This window comes from Peptoniphilus grossensis (genome assembly GCF_001940285.1).
GTDB classification, from domain to species: Bacteria; Bacillota; Clostridia; order Tissierellales; family Peptoniphilaceae; genus Peptoniphilus_A; species Peptoniphilus_A faecalis.
Map to the genome: position 1 here is coordinate 554617 of NZ_MJIH01000001.1, position 25013 is coordinate 579629.

The following is a 25013-nucleotide window of genomic DNA, read 5'->3' on the forward strand; positions in this document are numbered from 1 at the left end:
CTCTCTAATTTATTTGTTCAAAATAAAAGATACTAAAAATAGGACTTAAAGTCCCACTCTTAGTAATTAGTCTTTTCTTTAACTTTTGCAGCCTTGCCTTGTCTATCTCTAAGATAGTAAAGTTTAGCACGTCTAACTCTACCTTTTCTTGTAACAACAAGATCAGCAATTCTTGGTGAGTTAAGTAGGAAAGTTCTTTCAACTCCAACGCCATAAGAAATTCTTCTTACTGTAAAAGTTTTTCTAGAGCTTTTTCCTTGAATTTTTATTACAGTTCCATCAAAAACTTGGATTCTTTTTCTTTCGCCTTCAATAATTTTATAGTGAACACTTACAGTGTCCCCAACATTAAATTTAGGTAAATTTTCATTTAATTGTTCATCTTCAATAGCTTTAATATAATCCATTGTCTTTACCTCCTTCCAGTAAATCTTTCAATATATCTTTTTCTTCATCATTTAAAATTTTATTTTCTAATAAATCTGGTCTTTTCTGCAAAGTGTTTTTTATAGACTCTCTAAGTCTATATTTTCTAATCTTTTCATGATCTCCACTTAAAAGAATATCAGGAACTTCAAATCCTCTAAATTCTTTTGGTCTAGTGTATTGTGGATACTCTAAAAGACCATTGTAATGAGACTCCTCTTTAAAAGACTCATCGCTTGCAAGAACACCATCGAGAAGCCTTGATACACCGTCTATAATTACCATAGATGCCAACTCTCCACCAGTTAAAACATAATCGCCAATGGAAATTTCTTCATCTACGTAATTTTCAACGACTCTATTATCAATACCTTCGTAATGGCCACTTAAAAGTATTATGTGTTCTTCGCTTCTAAGTTCCTTTAGTTTATCTTGATTCAAAACCTCTCCCTGTGGAGACATATAATAAACCTTAGAGTTGTTTTTCTTTACAGATTCTATTGCCTCTACTATTGGCTTAATTTGCATTAACATGCCTGGTCCACCGCCATAGGGATAATCGTCTACTTGCAGATATTTGTTTATGGCAAAATCTCTAATATCCACAGTTTCAAGATCTAATTTGCCTTCGCCGATAGCCCTTCCAACAATAGAAAAATCTCTAATCTTATTTATGAATTCGGGAAATAATGTTAAAACACTTATTTTCACAAAATCATTCCTTCTATTAATTTAATAGTTATTGTAGAATCTATTTTTTTTATAAATTCCTTAACTGCAGGTATTTGATAAATACTTTTATCTTCACTTTCAATTATAAAAATATCATTAGCAGGATATTCCAATACCTCTTTTAATATTCCTATATAATTTTTTTCAGTATCATAAACTTTTTTTCCAATTATATCAGAAATATAGTATTGGTTTTCATCTAAAGCTAGTCTATCTTCATCTTTAATGTAAATATAGCTGCCCTTTAAAATAAGAACATCATTAATATTTTCATATCCATCAAAAGTAAGGTACACAAATTTATTCACTCTAACTTTTTTAATAGAAAATTCTATTAATTCATCGCCTACAAATACGCTTTTTAGTTCAGAAAATCTTTTGTTGTCAAAAGTATAAGGCTCAACTTTAATTTCACCCTTAATACCATGAGTATTTATTATCTTGCCAATGCACGTAATTGAATCTTTAATATTCTTCAATTTCTAAATTAACCTTTACATCTTCTTTGAGTGAAACAGCCTTCAAAATTGCTCTTATTGCCTTAGCAATTCTACCTTGTCTGCCAATAACTTTTCCCATATCATTTGATGCAACTTTAAGTCTAATATCAATTGAATTATCATTCCTAGTCATTGTTACATCAACTGAAGAAGGATCGTCAACTAAAGATTTAGCAATATATTCAATTAATTCAACCATTTTGGTCCTCCAAACATACTGTTATTCAGTAGCTTCTGATTCACTTGCTTCTGCTGTATTATTTGAGTTTGCACCAGCATTATATACTGAGTTTTCTCTGAAAAGTCTGTCAACTGTATCAGTAGGTTTTGCACCATTTTTGATCCAATTATTTGCTTTTTCTGAGTCTACAACAACTTTTTTAGGAGTCGTAAGTGGGTTATAATAACCAATCTCCTCGATGAATTTTCCATCTCTAGGACTTCTAGAGTCTGCTACAACTATTCTATAAAAGGGTTTTTTCTTTGTACCCATTCTTCTAAGTCTAATTTTTACTGCCAAATTATTCACCTCCACAATAAAATTTATATATTAAAATATATAAGCTACCTTAAAAGGAAAAAGGTAATTTAAATTTTCTTTTTCCCATACTTTTGGACATGTTTCCAAATTGTTTCATCATCTTTCTCATGTCCTTAAACTGTTTTATAAGTTTATTCACATCTGCTGGACTAGTTCCAGAACCCTTTGCAATTCTTTTTCTTCTAGAAGAATCTATAATTTCAGGCTTTTGTCTTTCTTTTTTTGTCATAGAAAGAATCATTGCCTCAACTTTAGCAAATTCATTATCGGGTAAGTTAATACCCTTTAAAGCTTTGCTATTCATACCTGGTATCATTCCTATAATATCTTCAAGTGGTCCCATGTTCTTCATTTGCTGCATCTGGTCTAAAAAATCTTCAAAAGTAAATGTTGACTTTCTAAGCTTCTCTTCAAGTTCTTTTGCTTTTTTATCATCCACAGCTAATTGTGCTTTTTCAATTAAGGAGAGCACATCTCCCATTCCAAGTATTCTTGAAGCCATCCTATCTGGGTGGAAGACTTCAATATTATCCATCTTTTCACCACTGGCAATAAATTTTATAGGGACATCAGTAACTGATCTAATTGATAGAGCAGCCCCACCTCTAGCATCCCCATCAAGTTTAGTGAGTACTACACCTGTCAATTTTAACATATCATCAAATTTATCGGCAACATTTACTGCATCTTGACCAGTCATTGCATCAAGTACAAGAAGTACTTCTGAAGGTTCAAGTGCTTCGTGAATATCTTGAAGCTCCTTCATTAACTTTTCATCAATGTGAAGTCTGCCAGCTGTATCTATGATAACTACATCATTTCCATTTTTCTTAGCATGCTCAAGAGCAGCCTTAGAAATATCTACTGGAGAAATTTTATCTCCCATTGTAAAAACTGGAGTATCAACTGATTTACCAACAACTTGAAGTTGTTTTATAGCTGCTGGTCTATAAATATCGCAAGCAACTAAAAGAGGTCTCTTTCCATCTTTTTTTAATTTATTTGCAAGCTTACCACTTGTAGTAGTTTTACCTGCTCCTTGAAGTCCACACATCATTATCACTGTAGGTTTTTTTGAAAAGTCAATTTTAACTTCGCTAGTACCCATTAATCTTGTGAGTTCTTCATTTACAATTTTAATAACTTGTTGGCCTGGAGTAAGAGATTCTAAAACTTCTTTTCCCAAAGCTCTCTCTTTAACTGTTTTTACAAAGTCTTTAACAACTTTAAAATTTACATCAGCCTCAAGAAGTGCAAGTTTTACTTCACGCATAGCTGCGTCAATATCTTTTTCGGATAATCTACCCTTTCCTGTTAATTTTTGCAAAGTACTTTGCAATTTATCGGATAAACTTTCAAATACCAAAAAACCACCTCCTAGTCAAAAAGTATTTTTCTAAGCTCTTTAAATTTCAAATTATTATTTTCATTTAAAGATTCTTTTTCTATACTTTCTAATATATTTTCAATTTTTCTTCTTTTTATTTCTTTATTATCTTCTTCTTTTTTGCGTTTTTTATTAATTCGAGCTTTTTTTCAAAGCCTTCTAAATTGTTTTCTGCCCTTTTTAAATTGTCAAACACCGCTTGTTTTGAGATATTAAGTTCTGACGATATTTCATTTATTGTACAATCATAGACATAATACATAAGCGCTGCTTTTCTTTGTTTTTCAGTAAGAAGATTTCCATAAAAATCAAGTAAGCTGTTCATCCTAAAAAATTTTTCATTCATTTTATCACCATTTCTAGCTAGGTCAACCTTTTTACTTGACCTCTATTATTTTAGCTAATACCTTTAAATATGTCAACAACTTTTTTATTTTTTAAGTAATTTTATTTTATAAACATCATATAAAATACATGACAAAATTTTGCATAAAAAAAGTAGGAAAGATCCTACTTTAATAAAATTACTCTATCCAAAAATTGTCTCTAAAAATGTGTCAATATTAAAATCTTGAAGGTCGTCTATACCTTCTCCAACTCCAATAAGTTTAATTGGAATTCCAAGTTCTGATTGAAGTGCAATGACAACTCCACCCTTTGCCGTTCCATCAAGTTTAGTTAGCGCAATTGCAGAAACATCAGTAACTTCTTTAAAAGTTTTTGCTTGATTAATAGCATTTTGACCCGTCGTTGCATCAAGCACCAATAAATTTTCACGATTTGCTTCAGGATATTTATTAGTTATAATTCTATTGATTTTTTCAAGTTCTTTCATAAGGTTTGACTTATTGTGAAGTCTTCCCGCAGTATCCACAATCAATACATCTGTTTTTCTAGCTTTTGCTGCTTCAATTGCATCAAAAACAACTGCCGCTGGATCAGAACCTTCATCGTGACTAATTACGTCAACATTTGCCCTATTTCCCCATTCTTTTAGTTGATCAATGGCTGCCGCTCTAAAAGTATCTGCTGCACATACTAAAACAGATTTATTTTCTCCTTTAAATCTTTGTGAAAGCTTTCCAATTGTAGTAGTTTTTCCCACTCCATTTACTCCAACAACCAAAATTATAACTGGTGATTCAGATTTTATTTTTGTATTTAATTCAGGATTCATTAATTTCTTTGCTTCTTCCATTAAAATAGGTTTGACTTCCTTAGGATCCTTTATCTTTTCTCTTATAATAGTTTCACGTAAATTGTCAATTAACTTCATCGTAGTTTCCATTCCAACATCTGCTGAAATTAAAATATCTTCAAGGTCTTCTAACATTTCATCGTCTATTTTTACATAAGCTCCAATTACTGTGTTAATTTTTATTCCAACTTCTTTTCTAGTTTTATCTAGACCTTCTTTTAATCTTTGAAAAAGTGAAACCTTTTTAGGTTCTTCTATAGTTTCTTCATTAATTTCAAATTTTTCATCTTCAATTTTTTCGAGTTTTTCTTCGGATTCTACGCCCTCAATCTCTTCTCCATTGATATCCAAATTATCTTTTGGATCTTCAATAGTATCTTCTCTAGCTTCTTCTTTTTTTACTTCTAAAGATTCATTATTTTCTCCTATAAAATTTTCTTCATAAGATTTTTCTACTTCAAAAACTTCCTTAGATAAATCTTCACTAATTTTCTCGTCACTAGATAATTCTTCATCAATATCTTTTACTTCTTTATCTAAATCAGAATTTTTTTCTAGATCTTCAGAGATAACTCTATTTACTTCATCATCCAAACTTACCTTTTCAGAAACTTTTTCTACAGTTTCTTGAATTTCTTCTTTAGCCTCAGTTTCTTTTTTCTTAAATTTATCCTTTAACCATTCAAACATAATTTGCTCCTAATCCTTTAATTTTACAGAGTATAATTTACTAATTCCCTTTTCTTCCATTGTAACACCATACATAGTATTTGCAATCTCCATTGTGAGTTTTCTGTGAGTTATAATTATAAACTGAATTCCCTCCAAAGTTAAAAGATAATCAGCATATCTTTTAATATTTGCATCGTCTAGAGCCGCATCTATTTCGTCAAGAATGCAAAAAGATGCAGGCCTGTATTTTAACAAGGCAAATAAAAGTGCCACAGCAGTGAGAGATTTTTCTCCACCTGAAAGAAGTGAAAGGGCTTGAAGTCTTTTCCCTGGAGGTGATGCTTTGATTTCTATTCCAGAATTTAGTAAATCACCTTCAATATTTATTTCAGCACGACCTCCATTAAATAAAATTTTAAAAATTTCAGCAAAATTTGTAGAGATTTCACTCATGGCTTCGCTAAATATTTTTTTCATTTCATAATCTAATTTACTTAAAATAGATTTTATTTCTTCCTTTGACTTGATGAGGTCATCCCTTTGCGAAGTGTAAAAATCAAGCCTTTCTTTAATAATTTTATGTTCATCAATAGATGAAATATTTACCTCTCCATAATCTCTAACCTTTTTTTTAAGTTTTTTAATTAGACTATCCTTTATATTGGGAAGACTTTCGTCGACGTACTCATTATAGTCGTCAATATTATATTCTTCATTTAACCTTAAAGTTTCATTTAATATTTTATTTTTATTTATATCAATTTTTAAAGTGATTTTTTCTAACTCAGAGTTTATAATTAGTAGCTTTTCCTTTAACTCACTTAATTTATCCTTTTTGCTTAAATAAACTTTGTTTTTTTCTTCTAAAAGTTCCTTGTAATTATTTATAGAGGTCTTTAAATTTTCAATTGATTCACTTAAATTTGACAGTTTAATTTTATTTTCTTCATTTAAATTAGCTTTTCGGTCAATATTTCTATTTGTATCCTCTAGGGAATTTTTATTATCCTTTAATTTTTCTTCAATATTAAAGATTTCAGACTTAATTCTTTCCCTTTCCCTCTTATTATAAAGTAATTTCTCATGATTTTCTCTTTCTAAAAGTTGAATATCAATTTTTTCATTTTTTAAAATTTCAATTTCTTTTGACAAATTAGAAAGTTTTGCATCACTGTCTACCTCAAGCAATAAATCATCTAAAATTTTATTTTTATTTTCAATCTCTGAAATATTTTTGTTCAAATTTGAAAAATCAATTTTAATGTTTTCTTCTAAATCTTCTCTTTCTTTTTCATACTTATTTAAATAATTTGTGTTTAAATCTTTATCGTTTTTATTTTTATATATATTTTTTTCAATACCAGATATTTTTAAATTATAAGATTTTTGTTTCTCTAAAAATTCATCGGCTAAATTGCTTAACTCAAAAATTTCTCTTTCAATTTTATCTTTATCTTTTTTAAAATTTTTAATTTCAGAATTTATTTCCTTTGCTTTAGACTGCAATTCAGTAATTTCATTTTTACGCAAAATAAAACTACTATTATAAGTATTTAAACTACCTCCAGTTATTGCTCCAGAAGGATTGAAAACTTCGCCCTTTAATGTTACTACTTTTAATTTATATTTTTTTGAAATAGCACTAGCATTTTTAAAATTATCTGCAATAATAACTCTGCCAAGTAAGTTATAAAATATTTCGCTAAATAAGTCATCAAACTTTATTAAATCACATGCAATGCCAATTATCCCATCCTCAGGTGTGTTTATCTTCACCTTGCTGCCCTTTACTCTATCAAGAGGCAAGAAAGTCGCCCTTCCCATTTTGTTTTTTTCAAGTATTTTTAGCATCTCCGATGTTTCTTTAGTTGAAGACACAATAATATTTTGCGACATTGACCCAAGTGCTACAGAGATGGCTTTTTCATATTTTTTCTCCACAGAAAATTTTTCCGCAACAGGTCCATATAGTGTGTCTCTAAAAATATTATTTCTTGAAGAAAAGTTCATAAAGGATTTAATAGTTCTATTGTACCCTTCATAATTTGATTCCATGTTTTCTAATATTTTTAATCTAGCCATTACTTCATTTAAATTATTATTTTTTAAAATCAAATTATCTTCAAGAACTTTGTTTTTTTCTTTAAGTTCTTTTATTCTATCTTCAGTTTTTTGAAACTCTAAACTATCTTTTTCTATGACACTCTTTAATCTATTAACTTCTTTTGACTCTTTTTCAATAAGTTTTTCAAATTCAGATTCGTTTAGCTTAAGACTCTCAATATTTTTTTCTAAATTTGCTTTTCTATTGTTTTTCTCTTCAATAATATCCTTTAAAGTTTCATTTTTAAATTTTATATTTTCAATTTCGTTTTTTATTTTATTTTTATTTTCAAAGTTTAAATTTCCAATTTTTTCTAAATTTTTAAACTCTTCTTCTAGTTTTGCAATAATATTATTTTTTTCATCTAATTTTTTTGTAATTTCCTCTTTAGAATTCTTTAAAATTTCTTCGTCCCTTGCTAAACTTTCTAAATTCTCATTAAATAAAATAATATTTTTATTTAGAGACTCCTTTTCTAAATCAATTCTCTGGGAATCCTTCTTTAGTGAATTTATTTTTTCACTTTGCAAATTTATATCTAAATATAGTCTATCGTATTCTTCTTTTTGCTGATTTAATAATTCATTAGAATTATTATTTTTGTTTGAAATCTCGAAAATTTCATTTTTTAAAGGTTCCAATTCATTGGATAATTTATCCCTTTCTAAAGAAATTTCCTCAGAATCATTTATTAAATTTGCAGAATTTTTTTCTAGTTCTTTTTTTTCTTCTTCTACCTTTTTTATCTCTTTACAAGAATAATTTATGTCATTTATCTTTAAAGTTTCGTAATCTTCTAAGTACGCTTTAGCTTTTTCTGCTTGAACTCTTAAGCTTTCCTCTTGAAGTACAATTTCTGACAAAATGTCTTCAATTCTAACTAAATTTTCCTCAGTTTTTAAAAGTTTGTTAGTAGATTGAACTTTTTTGTACTTATATTTAGAAATTCCAGCAGCTTCTTCAAAAATATTTCTTCTATCTTCAGGCTTTGAACTCAAGACAGACTCTATTTTTCCTTGTCCTATTACAGAATAACCATCTTTTCCAATGCCAGTATCCATAAAAAGTTCTTTAATATCCTTAAGTCTACACTTTTTATTATTTATTAAAAACTCGCTCTCAAGAGATCTATACATTCTTCTTGTAATAGAAACTTCATTAAAGGGCAAGCTTAAAGATTTGTCGCTATTATCAAAAACAACTGTAACCTCGCAAAGCCCAAGGGGTTTTTTTACATCAGTTCCAGAAAAAATTACATCTTCCATTTTGTTCCCACGAAGATTTTTAACTGATGTTTCACCAAGCACCCATGTAATGGCATCAGTTATATTGCTTTTTCCACTCCCATTAGGTCCCACTATTGCCGTAGTAGTCTTATCTAATTCAATTTTTGTTCTATTTGCAAAGGACTTGAATCCTTGTATAGTAACTGATTTTAAAAACATCTACTCACCTATAATAATCTCTTACATCAATAAATTCTAAAAATTTTCCATGAACTTCAACTTTAAAATAACCGAGATTTTTTTCTTGAAGCTTTATTTTTGAAATTCCAAGTTCTTCGATCATCTCATTTTTATTTTTTGATTTTTGCCCACTAATATTTGAAATATTTCTTCCACTTGCACATATTAAAACTTCATCATCTATATTTTCTGATTCTTTAAAATAATTTAATAATGCACATTTAAAATAAAAAGACTCAACCAACTGCCTATATGCAGGATGAAATGCTCCTGCTACTACATCTCCATCATAATTAATATTATCCGTTGGCTGAAGTCCCACCCTTATTACATTAATATTGTTTTTATAATAAATATCAAGAATGTCTGCAACATATTTAATGGAAGATTTTAAATCAAGAGCTTTATACTTGCCCTCTTCTAAATTTTTATAAAGTGCTGTTTCTTTAATTACAAGAGTTGGATAAACTCTTACACAATAGGGATCTAATTTTACAAATTCCTTTGCTGTAAAAATAGATTTTTCTATATTATCACCGGGAAGACCCACCATTTGTTGAAGACCAAGCAAAAATTCATACTCCTTGATTAATTTTGAAGATATATAAACACATTCTGCATCATGCCCTCTATTAGAAAGTTTTAAAACTTTTGGATCAAGACTTTGCACTCCAAGCTCAATAATATCCACACCATATTTCTTTAAATTTTTAAGTACTTCCTCATCGATTGCATCTGGTCTTGTAGAAAGTCTAATATATTTTACAAGACCTCTTTTCTTATATTTATATGCAATTTCTAAAAATTCTGATTGCTTTTCAATTGGTATCGCAGTAAAGCTTCCTCCGTAAAATGCAATTTCAACATTATCTTTTCTTTTAAAATAAGAAAGATATTCCAAAATAGTATTTTCAACATCACTATTTGAAATATCTGTAGACATTCCCGTAATTTTTCTTTGGTTGCAAAAAACACAATCATTGGGGCATCCATAATGTGGAATAAAAATTGGTATAATATTTCTCTTAGACAAATTTACCACTCCTATTAAGTGCATCTCTTGCAGCCTCTTGTTGTGACTCTTTCTTGGTTTTTCCTTTGCCCTTTCCAACTAAAGCTTCATCTAAATACAATTCCGTAAAAAAAGTTTTGTTATTATCAGGTCCTTCTTCTCGAACTAGTTTATATTCCGCTTTTTTACTTGACTTTTGAGCCTCTTCTTGAAGTTTAGTTTTAAAATCTATATTAAATGACTTGTAGCTATCTCTTTCTAAAAAATCTTGAAATAAATACAAAATAATCTTTTTAGCATTTTCAAAATTTGAATCTAAATAAATTGCTCCAATTAAAGCTTCAAGAGCGTCAGCGGAAGTAGACTCCCTATTTCTTCCACCACTTTTTATTTCTCCCTTTCCAAATTTTATAGCATCACCAAGATTTAACTTCTTAGAAATAAAAAACAAAGCTTTTTCATTTACAGATTCAGCCCTCATTTTTGTAAGAGAGCCTTCCCTGTCCTCTGGAAAATTTTTGTAAAAATATTCTCCTATAACTAATCCTAAAACTGCATCTCCAAGATATTCAAGCCTTTCATTGCATTCATAGAATTCCATATTATTTTCATTGACAAAAGAACTGTGAGTCAAAGCCCTTTCTAAAAGTTCTCTATTTTTAAAATTATAATTTAATTTTTTTTCAAGATATTTTAGATGGTCCTTGGACATAAAATCACTGATCCAAATCTTCTACATAGTCGATTACATCGCCAATAGTTTTTAAGTTTTCTAAATCTTCTTCAGAAACTTCTATCTCAAATTCTTCTTCAATTGTCATTACTAATTCAACAAGTTCAATGGAATCAGCATTAAGATCATCTTGAAAATTCATGTCTTCATTAAGTTCATTTACATCAATGTTAAATTGTTCAGCAATAATTTCTAGAATTCTTTCTTTCATTTTCTTTCCACCTTATCCTTTATTTTATTAACTACATTAGATTCTACTATATTTATAGCATATTTTGCAGCATTTTTTATTGCCCTGCTATCAGAATTTCCATGAGCTTTAATAATGTTTCCATCAATTCCTAAAAGGATTGTGCCACCAACTTCTTTAGCATCTAAATTTTTAAATTTATCCTTTAAAAATTTTGTAAAAGCACTTTTACTTTCATCATCTAGTTCAGATTTCTCAATATTATAAAAAACATTTTTAATAGCAAAATCAATTACTCCTTCAATTGATTTTAATAAAATATTTCCGTCAAAACCATCACATACAACAAGATCCACTTCATTGTTCATAATACTTCTTGCTTCAATATTTCCCACAAAATTTATATCGCTATCTTTTAGCTTTGTATAGGTTTCTTTATAAAGAGAATTCCCCTTACCTTCTTCAACACCTATATTTAAAAGACCAACTTTTGGAGGATCTATTTTATAATACTCCCTTAAAAAAGTTTCTCCTAGCATTGCGAATTCTAGTAAAAGATCAGGATTTGTATCCATATTTGCTCCTGAATCAATTATCATTGTATTTGATTTTATTCCAGGAATAATTGTTGGAAGAACAGCTCTTTTTATTCCCTTGATCCTTCCAACTATAAAAAGCCCTCCAGCAAGAAGTGCTCCCGTACTGCCAGCTGATATTAATGCATCAGCTCTCTTTTCTTTTAATAAATTCATTGCAACTACAATAGAAGAATCCTTCTTGCGTCTAAGTGCAAAGGCAGGGTCTTCGTTATTTTCAATATTTTCTTCTGCACCAACTATTTCAACCTTGTCTTTATTGTAATCTAGTTCTTGGAGATTTTCTTTAATAAAATCTTCTCTACCAACTAAAATAATATCTATATCACATTCATTAGAAACTTCAATAGCTCCCCTTATAATTTCGTATTTATTATCTCCGCCATTTACATCAAAAATTAATCTCATTTAGACCTCCAAGTAATAATTTTAATATATATCAAAAGCTTAAAAAAATCAACGCTAAACACATAACACAATACTAACTTATAAAAGTTTAACACATATACAATAAAATTTACACAAAAAACTATATAATATCTGTCGAGTCTTAACTATCAAGACATATAAACTTGAAAATTAATAACAACATAAAAATCAAAAAACTATGAAAACAATCTTGAATTAATCAGCTTATTCGCCATGCTAAAATTTAATATCTCCTTTAACAAAAGGATCTGAAGTTTACTTAAAATTATGCACTATGCTTTTCATACTACCATTAATTCTAAGTAAGCTTATTTATGTACATATTTGATTTTGCAGTAAAAAAGACTCAATATTATTGAGCCACAAAATTTGACATAAAATCTAAAAAAACTCAGGGAATCCCTGAGTCTTAATTTAATAATTCTTTAGCAATAGCATTAACTTGTTTTCCGTCTGCTTTACCCTTAATTAAAGGCATTACATTTTTCATTAATTTGCCAATATCCTTCATTGATGTTAATTCATTTTCGTCAATTACTTTTTTTATAATTTCTTTTAATTCTTCATCTGATAATTGCTCAGGTAAATATTCAAGTAGTATTTCGATTTCATCATTAGTTTGCTTAACTAAATCTTCTCTATTACCCTTCTTAAACTCTTCAATTGACGACTTCTTTTCTTTTAGCTGTTTTGAAATGATATTTTCAATATCAGAATCATCAAGCTCAACTCGTTCATCTACTTCTTTTTGTTTAATAGCTGCACGAACCATGGTGATAACATCTTTTCGAAGTTTATTTTTACTTTTCATAGCTTCTTTTAAATCAGCCATGAGTCTCTCTTTTAGAGACATAAGAACACCCTCTTTAATATCTATGTTTTTTCCTGCGTGCCTCTTCGGATTTTTTCTTCCTTCTAACACTTGGTTTTTCGTAATGTTCTCTCTTTCTTACTTCTTTGAGAACTCCACTTGTGGCACATTGTCTTTTGAATCTTTTTAGAGCATTGTCTAAAGATTCGTTTTCACCAACCCTGATTTCGGACATTTTTTAACCTCCTCTCGTAGAAAAGAGTAGCCTTTCGGCCAATGTAGGTTTATTATACTCTATAAATCCCAAAATTTCAATAATATTTTTGCTCTTTAAAACTCTTATCTCTTCTCTTTTTTATTTCTGTAACATATATCTTTTCTAATTAGATCTATTTCTTGTAACTAAAACATCTTTTTCAATTTGATCAAATAACTCTTCTACGCTATTAAATTTTAGTTCAGGTCTTACAAAATCTAAAAGTTCAAGTTCTACGGTATAACCATAAATATCTCTAGTAAAATCAAGTATGTGAGATTCAATTTTTACACCATCATTTTCAACAGTTGGATTTGTCCCAATATTAGTAGATGCTTTAAACCTTTTGCCCTTAATAATAATATCAGAGTCATATACTCCAAACTTTGGTATTACAAAATTATCTATTAGTTTCAGGTTTGCAGTTGGATAACCCATTTTTTTGCCTAATCCCTTAGCATGAATAATCTTTCCAATGAGTTTATAAGGTCTTGATAATAAAAAATTTGCTTCTTTTATTTTTCCGCCTTCAATTAGTTTGCGAATTAAAGATGATGAAATTTTTTCGCCATTATAAGAAATTTGATCTATTACTTCAATAGATTCAAATAAATTTTTATTTTCATTTAAAAGTTCTACATCTCCAGATTTTTTATATCCATAAGTATAGTCATAGCCAACAACCACGCCTTTAATTTTTAAATTTTTTGCTAAAAAATAATCTAAAAATTTAATTGGGCTATAAGACATAAATTCCCTTGTAAAATTAATAAGATAAATTAAATCTATACCTAAATTTTCTAGAATTTTAAGCTTAGTATTATTATTTGTAATAATCTCTTTTTTCCCTAATTTTACAAGGTTATCTGTGTGTTCGTTAAAAAGTAAAATACTGGATTTAATATTTAATTTTTTAGCATTTTCTATTGCCTTATTTATTAGTGCAATATGTCCTTTGTGAACTCCATCAAAATTTCCAAGTGCTATAACTGATTCTTCATCTGCAATATAATTTAAGTCAATTTCAATTATTTTCATAAGTCACCTATTAATTTCTTCTTCATCTTGAGAAAAATATCCCCATCTTTTTTTCTAATTTCTCCAATTCCTAAAAACCTACCCTCTGAATAAATTCTGTAATCTTCATTAATTAGATTTTCATCTAGTTTATAAAATTGTCCCATTAAAAATTTTTCACAAAAATAACTTGGAAGATCAAATCTTTTTAAATTGTTAAGAGCTAAATCCATAGATAGTATTTTTTCTTTTATTTCATCAACACTTGATTTTTCAAAATCAGGAACTGTCATAGAATCTTCAATTTTAAAATTTCCAGTTCTTGTCCGCCTAAGTTCAGTTAAAGTTCCAAAGGTGCCGAGAGATTTTCCAATGTCCTTTGCAAGAGACCTTATATATGTGCCCTTAGAAACTTCAACTAAAACAGTAATTTCATCGCTTCCGTTAAAATTTATAAGTTCATTTTTATAAATTTCTATATCTCTTTTTTTGATTTCAACATCTTTTCCTTCTCTTGCATATTCATAAAGTTTTTTTCCCTTAACTTTTAGGGCAGAATAAATTGGAGGTCTTTGAGAAATTTTACCAGTGAATTTAACTAAAGTTTCATTAATTTCATCTTCAGTAAAATTAACTTCCTCTTCCTCCAAAATATTTCCCGTTATGTCGTAGGTATCGGTCAAAATTCCAAGCTTAATTTTTGCCTCATAAACTTTGTCACTAGACAAAATATAATCACTAATCTTTGTAGCTTTGCCAAGGGAAATAACTAGAACTCCTGTTGCCAATGGATCAAGAGTTCCAGTGTGTCCTACTTTTTTTATGCCTAACTTTTTTCTAACTTTATAAACTAAATCGTGAGAAGTAATTCCCTTTTCTTTGTCAAAAATTAAAAGTCCATCCATCATAATTGTTCTTCAGCTACTTTTACTACATCTTCTTTTGCTTTATTTAAGTCTGTATGATTAATTGTACCGCCAGAAGCTCTAACATGACCTCCGCCATTAAATTTTGATGCAACTTTTGTGCAATCAATATAAGACTTTGATCGTAGTGATAATCTAATACAGTCATCTTTTTCTTTCAATAAAACAGCAAGTTCAACAGTGTCAATATCTCTTACAAATTCAACTATGCCGTCTGCATCCGCCTTCTCAGCCTTAGACTTTTCCATATCATCCTTTGTAACAAAGACAACTGCTATTTTGTCATTGTCAAAGTATTCAATAGAATTCATCGCTCGGATCAATAAATCCGTTTTTTGCCTAGATCTACTTTGATAAACATTTACTGTTACTTCATTTATGTCAATATCATATTTAAATAAATTCGATGCAATTAAAAATGTGTTTGAATTTACAGAACTATATTTAAAGGAGCCAGTATCTGTAGAAAGTCCAGTGAAAAGTGAGGTTGCAATTTCTTTGTTTAGCTTTAAATCAAGAGATTCAAAAATTCTTGCAAGAACTTCACAAGTTGCAGGAGATTTATCGTCGACAATATTTAAATCAGCAAATTTTGTATTGCTAAAATGATGGTCAATATTAACAGTTTTTTTTGAGGCTTTAAAAATTTTTTTAATATTCTCGCCCATTCTATTTTCGTCAGAGGAGTCTAATGCAATGAATAAATCAAAAACATTGTTTATATTGTCAGGACTCTTTGTATAGGATAAATTTGGCAAAAATTTAAAGGAATTAGGAATTGTATCATCTAAAACATAAACAGCATTTTTGCCAAGTTTTTTTAACATTCCAACCATAGCTGTTACTGATCCTAAATTATCTCCATCTGGATTTAGATGAGATGCAACTGCAATATTTTCACTTTCATAAATTAATTTTTTTAATTCAGAAGAAAGTTCTTTTAAATTAATCATTTCCACGATTTACCTCATCAATTAATTTATCAAGCTCAAGAGCTCTTTCTATGGAATCATCTTTTATAAAAATAAGCTCAGGCATTGCTCTCAGTTTAACCTTTTTTGCCAATTCTTTTTTTATAAATCCCTTTGCAGAATTTAATCCTTCTACTGCTTCATCTCTATCAGAATCATTTCCAAGTACAGAAACATAAACTTTGGCAAAAGATAAATCATTAGTTACATCCACATGAGAAATGCTTGTAATTGAAGGAATTCTAGGATCTTTTAATTCGTTTTGGACAATGTTTGAAATTATTCTCTTTACTTCTTCAGATATTCTATTAATTCTCTTATTGTTCATTATGATCTCTTAACTTCCTTTATTATATAGGATTCAAGAAGGTCTCCTTCTTTAATATCGTTGAACCCATCAATTACAAGACCACCCTCAAATCCAGTAGCAAGTTCCTTTACATCGTCTTTAAATCTCTTTAGAGAAGAGATATCACCTTCATGAATAACTACGTCATCTCTAAGAACTTTTACCTTGGAGTTCCTTAAAATTTTACCATTTAAAACATATATACCTGCAACCATTTGATTGTTAGGAAGTTTAAATGTTTGTCTAATTTCACATCTTCCAAGAATTTCTTCTACAATATCTGGATCAAGCATACCCTTTGCTGCTTGTTCAATGTCGTTTATGATTTCATATATTACTCTGTAAGTTCTAATTTCAACGTCTTCACTCTTAGCAAGTTCTATAGCGTTTATGTTTGGTCTTACATTAAATCCAATTACAATTGCATTTGATGCCGAAGCAAGTGTTACGTCAGATTCGTTAATTCCACCAACTCCAGAGTGAATAATTGAGATTTTAACTTCTTCTGTAGATAGTTTTAGAAGTGATTGATTCAATGCTTCGACAGAACCCTTTACATCAGCTTTTACAACTATATTTAATTCCTTTACATCTTCTTCAGAAATTTTTTCGAATAAATTATCCAAACTAATTTTTGTAGTTTGACTAAGTCTTTTTTCTCTAGTAATTTCAGCGTTTTTATCGGCAATAGCCTTTGCAGTTTTATCATCTTTTACTGCAAAAATTGTATCACCTGCATTGGGAACATCGTTAAGTCCAAGAATTACTACTGGCATAGAAGGACCAGCTTTTTTAACTTTCTTGCCCTTATCGTCTTCCATTGCTCTAATCCTTCCTGAACATACGCCAGATACAATTGAATCTCCAAATCTTAAAGTACCATTTTTTATAAGAACAGTGGCCATAGGACCCTTATTCTTATCTAGGTTTGCTTCGATAATTGTACCAATAGCACGTCTATTAGGATTTGCCTTTAACTCTCTCATTTCAGCAACTAGAAGAATCATTTCAAGAAGTTCATCAATACCTTCACCAGTTTTTGAAGAAACACCAACAACTATAGTATCTCCTCCCCACTCTTCAGCAACTAAATTTTCATTCATAAGCTCCTGTTTTACTCTTTCAGGATTGGCTTCAGGCTTATCAATTTTTGTAATTGCAACAATAATTGGAACCTCAGCAGATCTTGCGTGAGAAATAGCTTCAATAGTTTGTGGCATTACGCCATCATCTGCAGCGACAACAAGTACAGCAATATCTGTTGTTTGAGCTCCTCTAAGCCTCATAGAAGTGAAGGCTTCGTGTCCAGGTGTGTCTAAAAAAGTAATTTTCTTTCCAGCTAAATTAACTGTGTAAGCTCCAATATGTTGAGTAATTCCACCAGCTTCTGATTGAGTTACATGAGTCTTTTTAATTGAATCAAGTAGAGATGTCTTGCCATGGTCAACATGTCCCATTACTGTAACTACAGGTGGTCTAGTCTTTAAATCTATTTCCTTGTCCTTCTTTAATAGTCCATATTCCTCTTCAATTGAATCATCAAGTTTTTGTTCTTCAATTTCAATTTCTATTCCAAGTTCCTCTGCTAAAAGAACACAAGTATCCTCATCAATACTTTGATTTTGGTTAGCCATAACTCCAAGGCTTATTAATTTTGTAATTACTGTAGATACAGATACTCCAAGTTGATCTGCAAAATCTTTTACTGTAATTGGTGCAATCACTATTATAGGATCATCTCCTTTGCTTTCTTCTTCCACTTTGTGTCTTGATTTAACTTTTTTCTTCGGCTTTTTCTTGGTTAAATCTCTATTATAGGAGTTGTTAATTTCCTTTTTACTTTCTTTATTATTTTTAAACTTTTTCTTTTTATTTTTATTTAAATTTTCATTTTCAAAAGAATCTTCTTCTTTTGTTTTGTGAATTTTATTCTTGTGAACTTCCTTTTTATTTACATCAAAGGAATCTTTATCTAAATAATCATTTCTCTTTTGATTTTTTTCTTCATTATGTCTAGTATGCTTTACTTGTTTTTTCTTATTAGAATCTAAAGTTTTACTTTTATCTTTTGTATTTCTACTATTTTTAGAATTATCATTCTTTGTAGGATATTCATTCTTAGAAGAATTTTTTGTGTATAATTTTCTTATTTTTTCTTCATCATCACTTTCTAAAGTTGACATATGGTTTTTTACAGGTATTTGCATTTCATTTAATTTTAAAATTAATTCTTTACTAGTAATACCAATTTCCTTTGCCAATGCGTGCACTCTAATTTTTGACAAATTGAACACCTCCTCAAAAGAAGCTTAATCCACAGAATTAATTAGTTTTTCATAAACTTCCTCACTAATTTCTGCCTTAAATGCCCTGTTTAGGGCCTTTGACTTTATCGCTTTTTCTAAACAATTTTTGTCATTACATAAATAAGCTCCTCTTCCATTTGCCTTTCCAGTTTTATCTATAAAGATTTCATCTTCTTTATTTTTAACCACTCTAATTAAATCTTTTTTTGGTTTTTGTTCACGACAACCTACACAAGTACGCATAGGTATTTTCCTAATTTTAGTCATTTTTTACTCCATTAAATTAAGAATTTTTAATTATCATTTTCTTTATCTTCTTCTATTTCTTCAACTTGATCAGTATCTTCATACTCTTCTTTAGAAGAATCCAATTCTAAACTTTCATCTTCTTGAATTTCTTTTATTTCATTATTTTTAGAAAAATCTTCTGAATCAATAGTTTCCTCAGAGCTTTTCCTTTCCTCATGAACTTCTTTCTTTGCATTTGCAAATTCATTAAGTAATTCTTCTTCAGTAATTCCTCTATCTTCAAGATAAGCTTCAAATTGTTCATTGGATTTAATATCAATTTTCCATCCAGTTAACTTTGCAGCAAGTCTAACATTTTGTCCTTCCTTACCTATGGCAAGAGATAATTGGTAATCTGGAACTATTGCAAGTGCAGATTTTTCAGCTTCATTTACAAAAACTTTTTCTACTTTTGATGGACTTAAAGAATTTGCAATAAACTTGTCAATTTCTTTTTCATAAATAACTATATCAATTTTTTCGTTATGGATTTCATCTACAATTGCATTAACTCTTTGACCTTTGTATCCAACGCAAGCTCCTAGAGGATCTACTTCGGGATCTCTGGAAAATACTGCTATTTTTGTCCTTGAACCAGCTTCTCTTGATATAGAATAAATTTCCACTATTCCCTCACTAACCTCAGGAACTTCTAATTCAAAAAGTCTTTTAATTAAATCTGGATGTGATCTTGAAAGAATAATTTGCGGACCTTTAGTAGACTTTTCAACTGATAAAATTAACATCTTGTATCTATCGCCATGCTCATACCTTTCATTGCTAATCTGTTCACTATAAGGTAAGACAGCTTCAGTTGTTCCCAAATCTACATATACATTATTGTAGGCTTTCCTTTGAACTACTCCAGTAATAATTTCTTTTTCTCTTTCCACAAATTCTTCAAAAACAATATCCCTTTCAGCGTCTTTTATTCTTTGAATAACAACTTGTTTAGCTGTTTGAGCTGCAATTCTGCCAAAATTTTTTGGATGTATTTCTAAATTATAAACATCTCCAACTTCATAATTTGGATCTATTTTTTTTGCTTCTTCCAAAGATATTTCAAGTTGATCATTTTCAACATTTTCGACAATATCTTTTGATGCGAATAACCTTATTTCTCCAGTTTCTCGATTCATATTAACAACTACATTTTGAGATGTCCCATAATTTTTTCTATAACTAGAAACTAAAGCCGACTCCAATGCTTCAAAGACAATTTCTTTTGAAATTCCTTTTTCCTTTTCAATTTCATTCAAAGCGTCTATAAACTCTTGGTTCATTTAATCCTCCATTAAAATTTAATAGTTTGTTTCATAGATGAAATTGATTTAATTGGTATTACAATATCTTCATCATCAATTTTACAATAAAAATTTTCATCGTCGTATTTGTCTAAAACAAAACTAAATTCTTTTTTCCCATTAATTGGTGCGTAAAGTTTTACATCAACTTCATTGCCAATATTTCTTCTATAGTCATCTTTTGTTTTTAAAGGTCTATCAAGCCCTGGTGAAGAAATTTCAAGATAATAAGGATTTTTTAAAATTTCAAGATTATCCAATTTTTTCTCTAAATTTCTACTCATTTCTGTGCAGTCGTCAAGATCAATTCCTTCTTTTTTATAAATAAAAATTGAGAGAAGATCGTGTTTTGATCCCTTTTGAAATTCTATGTCTACAATTTCATAACCTAGTTCTTCTGCTACCTCTTCAGCTAGTGGGTAAATCTCTTTTTTTAATTCTTTTTTATTCACTTAACACCTCACTACTAAAAAACAAAGAGTGGGTTAACCCACTCTTTACACTAAAATATCTTTCTTATTAAATTATAACACATATTGCTAAAATTACAACTTTCAAAAATTAAATAGTGAAATTTGATTGGTTTCATCTAGATCTATTAGCATTCCATTTTTTTGTAAAATTGTTATTACAGAATTTCCTGCCTTAGTTCTTTTAGAAAAATCTTCTACTGATAGAAAAATAGACTTAGAAGCTTCTTCTTCAATACTATTTGCACAATTCTCTCCAATTCCAGGTATGGCTCTAAGAGGCATCCTTATTTTATCATCCTCGATTGTGAACTTGGAAGCCTTTGATTTATATAAATCTGCTGGCAAAAATTCAAATCCTCTTGCATACATTTCAAGTGCAACTTCAGAAACTCTTATCTCTCCCTTATCCTTTGCTGTTGGATTTTGAATTTCCTTTAAAGTTTTAATTCTATTTTTTAAAAAGTTTGGTCCTTCAATAATATTTTCTCCATTAAAATCATTTAGCTTAATAGTAAAATATGTGGCATAAAAAGCTAAAGGATAATTCAATTTATAGTATGCAATTCTAAAGGATAACATTACATAAGCAACAGCATGGGCTTTTGGAAACATATACTTAATTTTTTTACAAGAATCAATATACCATTCAGGCAAATCTAAGTCTTTCATTATTTTTTCTTGTTCTTCGGTAAGTCCTTTCCCCTTTCGCACCCTTTCCATGGTGTCAAAGGCCATTTTGTTTTCTGCACCAGCATTTATTAAATAAACCATAATATCTTCTCTAGTTGCTATTACATCTTTAAGTTCTGCTCTTCCAGAGTCCACAAGTTCTTGTGCATTTGAAATCCAAACATCAGTACCATGCGATAATCCAGAAATTCTTACAAGGTCTGCAAAACTCTTCGGCTTTGTTTCCACAAGCATAGCTATTACAAAGGATGTGCCAAATTCCGGTATGCCAAGTGTTCCCGTATCGCATGAGAATATTTCTTCATCCATATTAAAAATTTCTGCACTATTAAACATTGATAAAGTCTTTTCATCGTCAAGCTTAATTTTATTTGAATCAATTCCAGTAAAATCCTCAAGCATCTTTATAATAGTTGGACCATCGTGACCAAGTATATCAAGTTTTAAAATCTTTCCATGAATAAAATTGTAATCAAAATGTGTAGTTATTACTCCCGAAGCTGGATCATCTGCAGGATATTGTATTGGCGTGAAGTCAAAAATACTTTTATTCTTTGGAACAATCATAACTCCGCCAGGATGTTGTCCACTTGTTCTCTTGCCATCAGTTATTTCCTTTGCCAATCTATCTATTTCAATTGGAGAAATGTTTTTATTTTCAAAATATTTTTTAACATAACCATAAGCAGTTTTTTCTGCAATCTTCCCAATTGTACCAGCTCTAAATACGTATCCTTTGCCAAATAATTCTTCAGTGTATTTATGAGCCTGTGGTTGATATTCTCCTGCAAAATTCAAATCAATATCTGGCTCCTTGTCTCCATAAAATCCTAAAAATACTTCAAAAGGAATGTTATGCCCATCTTTTTTCATTGGAGTTCCACATTTTGGACAAAGTTTATCTGGCATATCAACTCCACTGCCAAATTCCAAATTTTTTGTGAATTCAGAATGTTTACAATTAGGACAAATATAATGTGGTGGAAGTGGATTTACTTCTGTAATGCCAGCCATTGTAGCTACAAAAGAGGATCCAACAGAACCTCTTGAACCTACTAAAAATCCATCATCGTTAGATTTTTTTACAAGTTTTTGTGCAATAATATAAAGTACGGAATATCCATTTGAAATTATAGATTTTAATTCTTTTTCAAGCCTTTCTTCTACTATTTCTGGAAGAACATCTCCATAAATTTTGTGAGCTCTTTTATAAGTCATTTCTCTTAAACTTTCATCTGAGCCTTCAATAACTGGAGGATATTTCCCATCAGGAATTGGCTTTATTGATTTTATTTCATCTTTTATTTTATTTGTATTAGTTACTACAACTTCATATGCCTTTTGATTTCCCAAATAAGAAAACTCATCAAGCATTTCTTCTGTAGTTTTTAAATAAAGTTTTTGCTCACGACTTGCTCTTGGGTCAGGTCTGCCTGGCTTCCCATTTAAAACAATTCTCCTTAAAATATCTTCTGACTCTTCAAGATAATAAGTGTTTGAATCCGCAATTACAGGAATTCCTAATTTTTCTCCAAGCCAAATGATTTTTTTATTGATTTCCCTTATGTCATTTATGCTGAATTTTCCATCTTGAATTTCAATTATATTGTCATTTGCTGGTTGAATTTCTAAAAAGTCATAGTATTTTGCAATTTCTAACAATTGATGATCAGGACACATTCTATAAACTGCATCAAAAAGTTCTGAGTTTGAAATTCCAGATCCAACTAATATGCCCTCTCTATATTTATTTAATAAAGTTCTAGGAACCTTTGGAGAGAAATTATAAAATTGCATATGAGATGCTGAAATTAGCTTGTATAAATTTTTAAGCCCTACTTCATCCTTTACTAATAAAAGCAATGAGCTTTCAAATAAACGCTTTGAATCTACCTTTACAATCTCTTTATTTAAATTATCAAAATTAAATTCTTTTTCTCTTTTAAATCTTTCAATTAGTTTTATAAACATTGCAGCAGTAGCTTCGGCATCATTTACTGCTCTATGTGCACCAACAAGTGATATACCTAAATTTTTACAAAGAGTTCCTAAATTAAATCTCTTCATATCAGTCATTATTGCCCTTGCAAGTACTAATGTGTCGAGAATCGGATGATTAAATTCTAAATTATTGTTTATATATTCCCTTCTAATAAAAGAGATATCAAATTTAGCATTATGTGCTACAAGAACTGAGTCCTTTGCAAAATCGTAAAATTTAGGAATTATCTCTTCGATAGTAGGCTCATTTTCTACTTTTGAATTGCTAATTCCCGTTAATTCAACAACAACTTGTGGGATTTCCCTTTCTGGATTAATTAATTGTGAAAATCTATCGACTATTACACCATCAACAATTTTTACGGCTCCAATTTCTGTAATTTTATCATTTCTTGATGATAATCCAGTAGTTTCTATATCAAAAACAACATAAGAATTATAATCTTTATTTGAATCATAATTTGTTACTATTTTTTCTTCATCATCTACAAAATTTATATCTGCTCCATATAAAATTTTAAGTCCCGTTGCCTCTCCTGCTTCCATTGCTTCAGGAAATCCTTGAACATCGTTAGTATCAGATATTGCTAAGGCATCATGACCCCACACTTTTGCCCTCTTTGCAAAATCAGTAAAGGAAGTTACTCCTGACATTTGAGACATCTTTGAGTGAATTCTAAGTTCAGTCCTTTTTTCCTTGGAATAATCCATGCGAATTGCTTTATCTCTTTTTTCAATGTATCTAATCATAATAGTTTCACATCTTGAAAAATTATCATAGCTTACATTTCCTGTTATTAAAACATGCTCTCCATTTTTAAAACTTTCTAAAAAATCTCGAGCTTTTTCTGGCTTTAAAAATATTTTTGCAAGAGTTGATGTTGTATAATCAGTTATAGATAAGGAAATTAAAAAGTTGCCATTTTTTATTTCTCTGCTCTCAACATTAAATATATCAACTTCTACGGTTGCTTTTTGAGAATTTAAATTTACATCTATAAGCCTTTGTATATTGCCAATGTCTTTTTTCCCGTAACAATTAACTTTTTTTGTCTTGTTTTCCCTTTCATTATTAACTGTTTTTGCCTTTATTTCCAACTCCTGTTTTGCAGAAATAAATTCTTCCGCTTCATCAATTTGTGAAATAAAAGATTCCAAATGTTCTTCCTCAACTATTTCCTTTACAAAATCAAAATTTATTATGTAAGAGCCAAAAACCTTAAGTTCTTTCTCCAAATAAGCTCCAAAACCATTCTTAGTTAATGTATAATAGGCCTCTTCCGTTGGCACTTTTATTTCTATTTTAGAATTTTCTTTTTTAATATCAATTTCATCAATCCAAATTTTTGAGGAAGGGTTGTATTTCAAAATTTCTGCACAAATTAAATCATCTTCACTTTTATAGAGAGAAGATGATTTAAACTCAATATAAACCTTATATTCTTTTAAATTCCTTGAAAATATTTCTTTTATGTTTTTCTCTAAATTATTTTCTAATTCATCTTTAGATGTTATTATAAAAAATACTTCTCCACTATCTTTATTTCTTTTAATGGATTCAATATAAATATCTTCAGAAATATCTATAGAAGTAATTTCTAATTTTTTAAAAATATCCTTTAATAAAATCAAATC

Annotated in this window: 24 protein-coding genes; all 24 read right to left on the reverse strand. The window is 29.3% G+C overall.

All coding sequences use genetic code 11. The annotated features are described in order from the left end of the window. Positions 1 to 59: 59 nt before the first annotated feature. The 24 genes from rplS to BIV18_RS02740 all read right to left on the reverse strand — a co-directional run bounded on the left by rplS (position 60) and on the right by BIV18_RS02740 (position 25010). On the reverse strand, positions 60 to 407 hold the full coding sequence (gene rplS, locus BIV18_RS02625) for a 50S ribosomal protein L19 (RefSeq protein ID WP_075659174.1): 348 nt from the start codon (positions 405 to 407) through the stop codon (positions 60 to 62). After that, entirely contained in the window at positions 394 to 1137 is a 744-nt protein-coding gene (gene trmD, locus BIV18_RS02630) for a tRNA (guanosine(37)-N1)-methyltransferase TrmD (protein ID WP_075659175.1), read from the reverse strand. Before trmD ends, rplS begins: the two co-directional genes overlap by 14 nt. Next, the gene (gene rimM / locus BIV18_RS02635) at positions 1134 to 1637 is read right to left on the reverse strand and encodes a ribosome maturation factor RimM (protein ID WP_075659176.1); all 504 of its coding nucleotides are present in this window, start codon (positions 1635 to 1637) and stop codon (positions 1134 to 1136) included. Before rimM ends, trmD begins: the two co-directional genes overlap by 4 nt. Next, positions 1624 to 1857 carry a KH domain-containing protein gene (locus BIV18_RS02640; protein WP_075659177.1) on the reverse strand — a complete coding sequence of 78 codons (234 nt, stop codon included), beginning with the start codon at positions 1855 to 1857 and terminating at the stop codon, positions 1624 to 1626. Before BIV18_RS02640 ends, rimM begins: the two co-directional genes overlap by 14 nt. A 21-nt stretch (positions 1858 to 1878) precedes the next feature. Beyond that, complete coding sequence (rpsP, locus tag BIV18_RS02645; protein WP_075659178.1) at positions 1879 to 2178, reverse strand: 30S ribosomal protein S16; 300 nt, start codon at positions 2176 to 2178, stop codon at positions 1879 to 1881. A 49-nt stretch (positions 2179 to 2227) separates the two neighbouring features. Beyond that, a complete protein-coding gene (gene ffh / locus BIV18_RS02650; RefSeq protein ID WP_075659179.1) occupies positions 2228 to 3565 on the reverse strand; it encodes a signal recognition particle protein in 1338 nt (445 codons plus the stop codon). A gap of 115 nt (positions 3566 to 3680) precedes the next feature. Then, positions 3681 to 3932 (reverse strand): YlxM family DNA-binding protein, encoded by a 252-nt coding sequence (gene ylxM, locus BIV18_RS02655; protein ID WP_235860771.1) that lies wholly within the window; start codon positions 3930 to 3932, stop codon positions 3681 to 3683. A gap of 183 nt (positions 3933 to 4115) precedes the next feature. Next, complete coding sequence (gene ftsY / locus BIV18_RS02660) at positions 4116 to 5474, reverse strand: signal recognition particle-docking protein FtsY (RefSeq protein WP_075659180.1); 1359 nt, start codon at positions 5472 to 5474, stop codon at positions 4116 to 4118. Between the two features lie 9 nt (positions 5475 to 5483). Then, on the reverse strand, positions 5484 to 9005 hold the full coding sequence (gene smc, locus BIV18_RS02665; RefSeq protein WP_075659181.1) for a chromosome segregation protein SMC: 3522 nt from the start codon (positions 9003 to 9005) through the stop codon (positions 5484 to 5486). A gap of 4 nt (positions 9006 to 9009) precedes the next feature. Continuing rightward, positions 9010 to 10059, reverse strand: a complete 1050-nt coding sequence (locus BIV18_RS02670) for an elongator complex protein 3 (protein WP_075659182.1) — start codon at positions 10057 to 10059, stop codon at positions 9010 to 9012. Further along, complete coding sequence (gene rnc / locus BIV18_RS02675) at positions 10052 to 10750, reverse strand: ribonuclease III (RefSeq protein ID WP_075659183.1); 699 nt, start codon at positions 10748 to 10750, stop codon at positions 10052 to 10054. Before rnc ends, BIV18_RS02670 begins: the two co-directional genes overlap by 8 nt. 4 nt (positions 10751 to 10754) lie before the next feature. Next, positions 10755 to 10982 (reverse strand): acyl carrier protein, encoded by a 228-nt coding sequence (gene acpP / locus BIV18_RS02680; protein ID WP_075659184.1) that lies wholly within the window; start codon positions 10980 to 10982, stop codon positions 10755 to 10757. After that, positions 10979 to 11965, reverse strand: a complete 987-nt coding sequence (gene plsX / locus BIV18_RS02685; RefSeq protein WP_075659185.1) for a phosphate acyltransferase PlsX — start codon at positions 11963 to 11965, stop codon at positions 10979 to 10981. The genes acpP and plsX overlap by 4 nt, the downstream gene beginning before the upstream one ends. A gap of 430 nt (positions 11966 to 12395) precedes the next feature. Continuing rightward, positions 12396 to 12839: a GatB/YqeY domain-containing protein gene (locus tag BIV18_RS02690; protein ID WP_075659186.1), complete on the reverse strand. Its 444-nt coding sequence runs from the start codon at positions 12837 to 12839 to the stop codon at positions 12396 to 12398. Positions 12840 to 12852: 13 nt separating this feature from the next. Further along, positions 12853 to 13032: a 30S ribosomal protein S21 gene (gene rpsU, locus BIV18_RS02695; RefSeq protein ID WP_005957648.1), complete on the reverse strand. Its 180-nt coding sequence runs from the start codon at positions 13030 to 13032 to the stop codon at positions 12853 to 12855. 144 nt (positions 13033 to 13176) lie between these two features. Next, positions 13177 to 14091 (reverse strand): bifunctional riboflavin kinase/FAD synthetase, encoded by a 915-nt coding sequence (locus BIV18_RS02700; RefSeq protein WP_075659187.1) that lies wholly within the window; start codon positions 14089 to 14091, stop codon positions 13177 to 13179. Next, on the reverse strand, positions 14088 to 14978 hold the full coding sequence (gene truB / locus BIV18_RS02705) for a tRNA pseudouridine(55) synthase TruB (RefSeq protein WP_075659188.1): 891 nt from the start codon (positions 14976 to 14978) through the stop codon (positions 14088 to 14090). The genes BIV18_RS02700 and truB overlap by 4 nt, the downstream gene beginning before the upstream one ends. Further along, entirely contained in the window at positions 14975 to 15949 is a 975-nt protein-coding gene (locus tag BIV18_RS02710) for a DHH family phosphoesterase (protein WP_075660364.1), read from the reverse strand. The genes truB and BIV18_RS02710 overlap by 4 nt, the downstream gene beginning before the upstream one ends. After that, a complete protein-coding gene (rbfA, locus tag BIV18_RS02715; protein WP_075659189.1) occupies positions 15942 to 16295 on the reverse strand; it encodes a 30S ribosome-binding factor RbfA in 354 nt (117 codons plus the stop codon). Before rbfA ends, BIV18_RS02710 begins: the two co-directional genes overlap by 8 nt. Continuing rightward, positions 16295 to 18601: a translation initiation factor IF-2 gene (gene infB, locus BIV18_RS02720; protein ID WP_075659190.1), complete on the reverse strand. Its 2307-nt coding sequence runs from the start codon at positions 18599 to 18601 to the stop codon at positions 16295 to 16297. Before infB ends, rbfA begins: the two co-directional genes overlap by 1 nt. Positions 18602 to 18625: 24 nt before the next feature. After that, complete coding sequence (gene rnpM, locus BIV18_RS02725) at positions 18626 to 18889, reverse strand: RNase P modulator RnpM (RefSeq protein ID WP_075659191.1); 264 nt, start codon at positions 18887 to 18889, stop codon at positions 18626 to 18628. Between the two features lie 26 nt (positions 18890 to 18915). Further along, positions 18916 to 20193 (reverse strand): transcription termination factor NusA, encoded by a 1278-nt coding sequence (gene nusA / locus BIV18_RS02730; RefSeq protein ID WP_075659192.1) that lies wholly within the window; start codon positions 20191 to 20193, stop codon positions 18916 to 18918. Positions 20194 to 20204: 11 nt separating this feature from the next. After that, positions 20205 to 20666, reverse strand: coding sequence for a ribosome maturation factor RimP (locus BIV18_RS02735; RefSeq protein WP_075659193.1), 462 nt, complete (start codon positions 20664 to 20666; stop codon positions 20205 to 20207). 102 nt (positions 20667 to 20768) lie between these two features. Further along, entirely contained in the window at positions 20769 to 25010 is a 4242-nt protein-coding gene (locus BIV18_RS02740; protein WP_144015194.1) for a PolC-type DNA polymerase III, read from the reverse strand. Positions 25011 to 25013 lie beyond the last annotated feature (3 nt).

Coding starts and splice junctions, on each gene's coding strand:
- rnpM (WP_075659191.1), bottom strand. CDS start 18,889: ATGACTAAAATTAGGAAAATACCTATGCGTACTTGTGTAGGTTGTCGT.
- plsX (WP_075659185.1), bottom strand. CDS start 11,965: ATGAGATTAATTTTTGATGTAAATGGCGGAGATAATAAATACGAAATT.
- rpsU (WP_005957648.1), bottom strand. CDS start 13,032: ATGTCCGAAATCAGGGTTGGTGAAAACGAATCTTTAGACAATGCTCTA.
- rnc (WP_075659183.1), bottom strand. CDS start 10,750: ATGTCCAAGGACCATCTAAAATATCTTGAAAAAAAATTAAATTATAAT.
- nusA (WP_075659192.1), bottom strand. CDS start 20,193: ATGAACCAAGAGTTTATAGACGCTTTGAATGAAATTGAAAAGGAAAAA.
- smc (WP_075659181.1), bottom strand. CDS start 9,005: ATGTTTTTAAAATCAGTTACTATACAAGGATTCAAGTCCTTTGCAAAT.
- rbfA (WP_075659189.1), bottom strand. CDS start 16,295: ATGAACAATAAGAGAATTAATAGAATATCTGAAGAAGTAAAGAGAATA.
- rplS (WP_075659174.1), bottom strand. CDS start 407: ATGGATTATATTAAAGCTATTGAAGATGAACAATTAAATGAAAATTTA.
- BIV18_RS02640 (WP_075659177.1), bottom strand. CDS start 1,857: ATGGTTGAATTAATTGAATATATTGCTAAATCTTTAGTTGACGATCCT.
- BIV18_RS02700 (WP_075659187.1), bottom strand. CDS start 14,091: ATGAAAATAATTGAAATTGACTTAAATTATATTGCAGATGAAGAATCA.
- ylxM (WP_235860771.1), bottom strand. CDS start 3,932: ATGAATGAAAAATTTTTTAGGATGAACAGCTTACTTGATTTTTATGGA.
- acpP (WP_075659184.1), bottom strand. CDS start 10,982: ATGAAAGAAAGAATTCTAGAAATTATTGCTGAACAATTTAACATTGAT.
- truB (WP_075659188.1), bottom strand. CDS start 14,978: ATGATGGATGGACTTTTAATTTTTGACAAAGAAAAGGGAATTACTTCT.
- BIV18_RS02690 (WP_075659186.1), bottom strand. CDS start 12,839: ATGTCTCTAAAAGAGAGACTCATGGCTGATTTAAAAGAAGCTATGAAA.
- BIV18_RS02710 (WP_075660364.1), bottom strand. CDS start 15,949: ATGATTAATTTAAAAGAACTTTCTTCTGAATTAAAAAAATTAATTTAT.
- ftsY (WP_075659180.1), bottom strand. CDS start 5,474: ATGTTTGAATGGTTAAAGGATAAATTTAAGAAAAAAGAAACTGAGGCT.